The 6352-nt window shown below is 70.9% G+C and carries 5 protein-coding genes; 2 read left to right on the forward strand and 3 right to left on the reverse strand.

What is annotated here, in order from left to right:
• From V7004_RS14770 to V7004_RS14780, 3 genes are all read right to left on the reverse strand, one after another.
• A partial coding sequence (locus V7004_RS14770; RefSeq protein ID WP_334144951.1) for a hypothetical protein occupies positions 1-1006 on the reverse strand: 1006 nt, incomplete at its 3' end.
• A 57-nt stretch (positions 1007-1063) separates the two neighbouring features.
• Entirely contained in the window at positions 1064-2740 is a 1677-nt protein-coding gene (locus tag V7004_RS14775) for a polysaccharide biosynthesis tyrosine autokinase (protein ID WP_334144952.1), read from the reverse strand.
• A gap of 113 nt (positions 2741-2853) precedes the next feature.
• Positions 2854-4179, reverse strand: a complete 1326-nt coding sequence (locus V7004_RS14780; RefSeq protein ID WP_334144953.1) for a UDP-N-acetylmuramoyl-tripeptide--D-alanyl-D-alanine ligase — start codon at positions 4177-4179, stop codon at positions 2854-2856.
• A gap of 97 nt (positions 4180-4276) precedes the next feature.
• Between V7004_RS14780 and V7004_RS14785 the strand changes: the two genes are divergently transcribed.
• Entirely contained in the window at positions 4277-5344 is a 1068-nt protein-coding gene (locus V7004_RS14785; protein ID WP_334144954.1) for a D-alanine--D-alanine ligase family protein, read from the forward strand.
• Between the two features lie 145 nt (positions 5345-5489).
• Positions 5490-6329: an SMP-30/gluconolactonase/LRE family protein gene (locus V7004_RS14790; RefSeq protein WP_334144955.1), complete on the forward strand. Its 840-nt coding sequence runs from the start codon at positions 5490-5492 to the stop codon at positions 6327-6329.
• Positions 6330-6352 lie beyond the last annotated feature (23 nt).

Genomic DNA, 6352 nt, shown 5'->3' on the forward strand with positions numbered 1-6352 from the left:
AGATCGAGGTGGGCTTGTCCGGGAGCAGGAACCGCGGGACCGCGGCTCCCACCCCGGCCGCGAAGTCCTGCCCCCCGCGGAACTCGAAGGTGGACGGCCAGTCGCGGCGGGCCAGCACCAGCGCGTCGTACGACGTGGAGTTCGAGGCGACCGAGAACTGCCGGATGATGGTCTCGTTCTTGAGGTTCGGGCTCAGGTCGCCGGTGGCGGCCGTGTCCCGGAGGAACCGCAGCCCCACGACGGTGACGACGCAGACGATGACCGCGACCGCGATGCCGCCCCAGATGCGCAACGCGGATGCCCTGGACCCGCGAGGCGACGGCCGGAAGGCCACGAGCCCGGCGATCAGGCCGAACACGACGATGGCCAGGATCGACCGCTGACCCCACACGAACACGAAGTAGCCGTCGAGCACCGCGCAGGCCACGCTGACAACCAGGCGTTGGCGCTGGCCGGCGGTGAATCGCCCCTGGTAGCGCCTGGCGACGTCGAGCGCGGACGCCACCGCCACCAGCGCCCCGATGCTCGGGAACACCCGCAGGATGTTCGTGCCGGTCAGCTCCCGGTCGTACTTGGAGGCCTGGATCACGCCGCTGAAGCCGCCGTAGCGGGCCAGGAGCGCGAGCGTGATGACCGTCGAGATCGCCGTCAGCACGACGACCACCGAAAGGTACCGCGACCCTTTCGGGTGGCTCACGATGTCGGGGAACACCCATCGAGGCAGGCGCAGCCCGATCCGGCTCGACAGGGCCAGACCACCGATCACCCCGCCGAGGAACAGGCAGAGCAGCAGGTTGGTGCGACCGGCGAGCATCGTGGCGTTCGCCCCGAAGAGGTAGTCGGGGTAGAGCGGATCGACCCCCAGCGCGACCACCACCGCACGGAACCCGTAGAACAGCAGGAAGCTGACGCAGAAGATCGCCACGATGTCGAGGGGCCAGCGTGCCCACTGACGGTAGATCACCCAGAGCAACCCGAGCAGGAGCAGCGCGCTGAGCACCGTCATCGCCCGCGGTCCCTTCGCGCCGGTCTGATCCCCCGAGGCGACATCGTGGACGCTTCGTCAAGTGCTCACCGGGCTGGCGTCGCGCACGGGCAGGTCGTCCGCCCCGGTCGATCCACTGGCCTCGGGCACGGGTCGGGATTGGCGCGGGGGGGCCGTGGATGTGCGAGTGCCGTACCCGTAGCCGTACTCGCCGTAGCGGCTGGCGCCCTCCGTACGGTTGAGGATCGCACCCACGACCTTGCCGTTGACCGTCTGCAGGCGATCGACCGTCTGTTCGAAGGCCCCACGACGAGTCGCTCCGACGGCCGCGACGATCGCCATGCCGTCGGTGAGGTGAGCCAGGGCCAGCGTGTCACCCACGGGCAACACGGGCGGGGAATCGATGAGGATGAAGTCCGCGCCGGTGGCCGTGAGCGAGGCCATCAGCTCAGCCATCCGGCTCGACGAGAGCAGCTCGTGCGGGTTGCCCGGCATCGGCCCGGCCGGCAGGAGGTAGAAGGACCGCCCGGTGCTCGAGGTGATCGGTCGGAAGCACTCGGCGAGCGGCGCATCACCGAGCAGCACCGAGGTGAGGCCGCGCTCGCTCTCGTCCAGCCCGAAGATCTCGCCCAGCACCGGGGCCCGGAGGTCCGCCGAAACCAGGACGACTTTCATGCCCATGTCGGCGAGCGCGACGGCCAGGTTCGCGGCGATCGTCGACTTGCCCTCACCGCGCTCGGCACTCGTGATCGCGAGGACGTGGTGATCCTGACCGACAGCGGAGAAGCGCACGCTGGTCGCCAGCGTGCGGAACGCCTCGGCCGTCGGTGAGGTCGGGTCCACGACCCTGCGGGGAGCCGGGCGCGAACGACCGAACCGCCGGCGGGAACCGATCTCGGGGATGGAGCCGATGACGGGCACGCCCAGCATCTCGGGCTGGGTGGTCGCGGAGACCCGATCGTCGAAGCGGTCGCGAAGCAGCGCCGCACCGGAGCCCACGAGCAGACCCAGCAGCGTCCAGATCACCACGTTGCGCCCGGTGGTCGGCGAGAACGGCGCCGAGGGGAGCTCGGCGGACTGCACGATGGTGACGCTGCCCGTGCGGGTGGCGGCTTGGACCTCGAGATCGCCGGCCTGCCGCTGGATCTCGGCCTGCTGCACGATCAACGAGTCGCGTTCGGCCTGCAGGCGCTGGGCCTCGAGCGCGCCAGGCCCCGCCGCGAGCTCGACGTTCAGCTGGGAGATGCGGGACTGCAGCTCATCAGCACTGGCCCGCAGGCGCTCCGCCCGGTCGGAGAACACCGCCGCCACGTCGTCACGGCGCTTCTGCACGTACAGCTCGGCGTAGGCATTGGCCGCTGCCTGCGCCACCTCCGGTGAACGGCTGGCGACCCTGATGGCGATCACGTCGCTGTTGCCCACCGCGGAGATCGACACGCCGTCGATCTCGCTCGCCGAAGCACCCAGCCGCTCGGCCACCGCGTCCTGCAGCTCCCTCGACTTGAGGATCAGCACCTGGGTCTGCACTTCACGCTCGCGGTCCACCCGGTTCGCCGCGGCCGACGACACGGCCTCCGCACCCGGATCGACGATGCGAACCTGGGCGGTGGCGGCGTACAGGGTCGGCGAGAGGAAGGAGGTGGCGAGCCCGATCACAACCGCGACCAGGGTGATGACGACCACGAGCACCATGCGCCGGCGGAGCGCTCCCGCGACCTGCCGCACATCGAACTCGGAGGATTCGTCCGTGGTCACGCATCACCATCCCGGTGGTCGGGTCGAGGGGCGAACCGAACGATGGTACCGACCACCGACCTCGCATGGCACGACCCCTACCGGGCACGATCCGCCCGGATCCCGGGGACCGTTCAGGCGCCGTGGAGCAGATGGGCGAGGCGTTCCAGCCCCGCCACCCGGCTGCCCTTGATCAGCACGGCGTCGCCCTCGCCGAGTGGGCCCAGCGCCTCAAGCGCCGCGTCGGTATCGGGCACCGAGGCCACGCCGTAGTCGTCGGTCCCCACCGCCAGCACCTCGATACCGAGTGCGGCCGCCAGCTCGGCCACCCGCCGGTGGGCGGCCTCGTGGTGGTCACCGAGCTCGGCCATCGGCCCGAGCACCGCGATGCGCCGGTCGGCGTCGAGGCGGGCCAGCGCGTGCAGCGCGGCCTCCATCGAAGCCGGCCCGGCGTTGTAGGCGTCGTTCAGCACCTGCAGACCGCCCGGGGCCCGCCGAAGGTCCATCCGCCACGGCGATCCCTCCGCGTGGCCCAGGCCCTCGGCCACCGCGGCCAGGTCGACCCCGCAGACCAGGCCCACCGCCGCCGCGGCCAGCGCGTTGTGCACGTTGTGCGCGCCGCGCACCGCGAGCACCACCTCGGTGCTCCCCCACGGTGAGCGCAGTTCGAAGCGGGTACGCAGATCGCCGTCGACCTCGACGGCGATGGCGTGCACCTCTCCCCTCTTGCCGATGGTCACCACCCGGGCGCTGGTGCGCGTCGCCATCTCCGCGACGAACGGGTTGTCCGCGTTGAGCACCGCCACCCCGTCGTCGGGCAGCGACTCGATCAGCTCACCCTTCGCCGCGGCCACCGATTCGAGGTCACCGAACATCTCCGTGTGGACCAGCTCGACGGTCGTGACCACCCCGACGGTGGGACACGCCACCTGGCAGAGCTCCGCGATGTGCCCGTGACCGCGGGCCCCCATCTCCACCACGGTGGCCTCGGTGTCGTCGGGTGCGTTGACCAGCGTGAGCGGCACGCCCAACTCGTTGTTGAAGCTGCGGAGGCTGGCATGGGTGCGGAAGCGATGCCCGAGCACCGCGGTGAGCAGATCCTTGGTGGTGGTCTTGCCGACCGAACCGGTGATGCCCACCACCGGCCCCGCCAGCCGCGACCGGGCCAGCCCGCCCAGGGTGCTCAGCGCGGCGGCGGTGTCGTCCACCACCACCGCCGGCACTTCGGTCGTCGGCACGGCTTCCGTCGCTCGGCTCGTCAGGTAGGCCGCCGCACCGCGCTCGACCGCGGCCGCGATGAAGTCGTGGCCGTCGCGCCCGCCGATGATCGGCACGAAGAGCTCGCCGCCGACCATCTCGCGGCTGTCGATCGCCGCACCGTCGACGGTGGCCTCGTCACCGGCGGCACCGACCACCGTGCCGGACACCGCGGCCGCCACCTCTGACACGAGGAACCTCACGGGCCCGCACGATACTGGTGGGACTCGGCCACCCGAGGGGCACGCACCGCGCGCCCGTCAGCGGTCGCAGCGGCCGGCGCAGGCTACGGTCCGGGCCATGGAGCGCATCCGGCTGATCGTGCTGTTCGGGGGCCAGTCCGCCGAGCACGAGATCTCGTTGGTCACCGCTCGCCACGTCCTCGCCGCGACCGATCTCGAGCGTTACGACGTCCAACCGGTGGCCATCACGACGACCGGCCGGTGGGTGCTGGCCGAGGAGACCGCTCGGGCGCTGGCCGCCGGTCCCGATGCGCTGCCCGAGGAGCTGCCCACCTCGGGCCCCGAGGTGAGCCCCTTCGCGGTGCTCGAGCCGGTGGCGGACGAGCAGGTGGTGGTGCTGCCCCTGCTGCACGGACCGCTGGGTGAGGACGGCACGGTCCAGGGACTGCTGGAGCTCGCCGGTGTCCCCTACGCCGGCTGTGGCGTGCTCGCCAGCGCGCTGGCCATGGACAAGGCCAAGGCCAAGGAGGTCTTCTCGGCCAACGGGCTGCCACAAGCCCGCTTCCGGGCCGTCCACGAGCGGGCCGTCGGCGACGAGCTGGTCGAGGAACTGGTCGACCAGCTCGGCCTGCCGGTGTTCGTGAAGCCCGCGAACATGGGGTCGTCGGTCGGTGTCTCGAAGGCGAAGGACACCCTCTCGCTCGGTCAAGCCTTGGCGCGGGCCGCGCGCTACGACGAGTGGCTGGTGGTCGAGGAAGCCATCGACGGGCGGGAACTGGAGTGCGCGGTGCTCGGCAACCTCGACCCCCGCGCATCGGTCGTCGGGGAGATCGTGCCCGGCGCGGAGTTCTACGACTACGAGGACAAGTACCTCGACGGTGCCGCGCGGACGGTCGTCCCGGCCGATCTCCCCGAGCCGGTGTCCGGGGAGGCACGGGAGCTGGCCCTGCGGGCGTTCACCGCCCTGCGCTGCGAGGGCATGGCCCGGGTCGACTTCTTCTACGAAGAGTCGGGCCGCGGCCTGCTGGTCAACGAGGTCAACACCATCCCGGGATTCACCCCCATCTCGATGTACCCGAAGCTGTGGGAGGCATCAGGGCTGGCCTACGGAGCGCTCATCGACGAGCTGATCGGTCTCGCGCTCGAACGGTACGCTCGCAGGGCCGCCAAGCGGCGCACGTCCTGATCGAACCCTGATCCAACCCTGATCCAACCCTGATCCAACCCTGATCCAACCCTGATCGAACTCTGATCGAACTCTGATCGAACTCTGATCGAGCGTCACGATCCCGGCCGCGAGGCCCCCGACCCCAGGAGAGCCGAGAGCCACCTTGTCCGAGTTCACCACGTTGCTCGACCACCTCGTCTTCCCCGAGTGCCCCCGCTGGCACGACGGGCGCCTGTGGTTCTCCGACATGCACGACCGCAAGGTGTGGGCCATGACCGAGCAGGGCCAGACCGAGCTGGTCTGCGAGGTGCCCGGCCAACCCGCCGGCCTGGGGTGGTGGCCCGACGGCACGATGCTCGTGGTGTCGATGACCGACCGCCGGCTCCTGCGCCTCGACGCCGACGGCCTGCACGAGGTCGCCGACCTCAGCCCGTTCGCCACCTTCCACTGCAACGACATGGTCGTCCACCCCGCCGGCCACGCGTACGTCGGCAACTTCGGCTTCGACCTCGACGCCGGGGAGGAGTTCACGGGCGCCAACATGGTCTGCGTCACCCCTGACGGCGACGCCTGGGTGGTCATCGAAGAGCTGCTGTTCCCGAACGGCTCGGTGGTCACCGCCGATGGCCGCACGCTGATCGTGGCGGAGTCGTTCGGCCAGCGCCTGTCGGCCTACGACATCTGCCCCGACGGCTCACTGGCCAACAGCCGGATCTGGGCGGACCTGCGCCCGAACGTGCCGGATGGCATCTGCATCGACGCTGAAGGGGCGATCTGGGTGGCGGACCCCGTGAACAGAGGGGTCATGCGGGTCGTGGAGGGCACCGGCGCGGTCGACTGGCGATCGACGGGCGACCGGGGCGCCTACGCCTGCGTCCTCGGCGGGTCGGACGGGCGCACGCTCTACGTGTGCACGGCCGAGTCGTCGAACCCCGCCCGCACCTCCGAGCTGCGCTCCGGCCACATCGAGGCCACCCGGGTCGACGTGCCCGGCCTGACCTGAACACCGAGCCCGCCGCGCTCCCT

It is taken from the genome of Rhabdothermincola sp., from assembly GCF_036846205.1.
Taxonomy (GTDB): Bacteria; Actinomycetota; Acidimicrobiia; order Acidimicrobiales; family Acidimicrobilacustridaceae; genus Rhabdothermincola.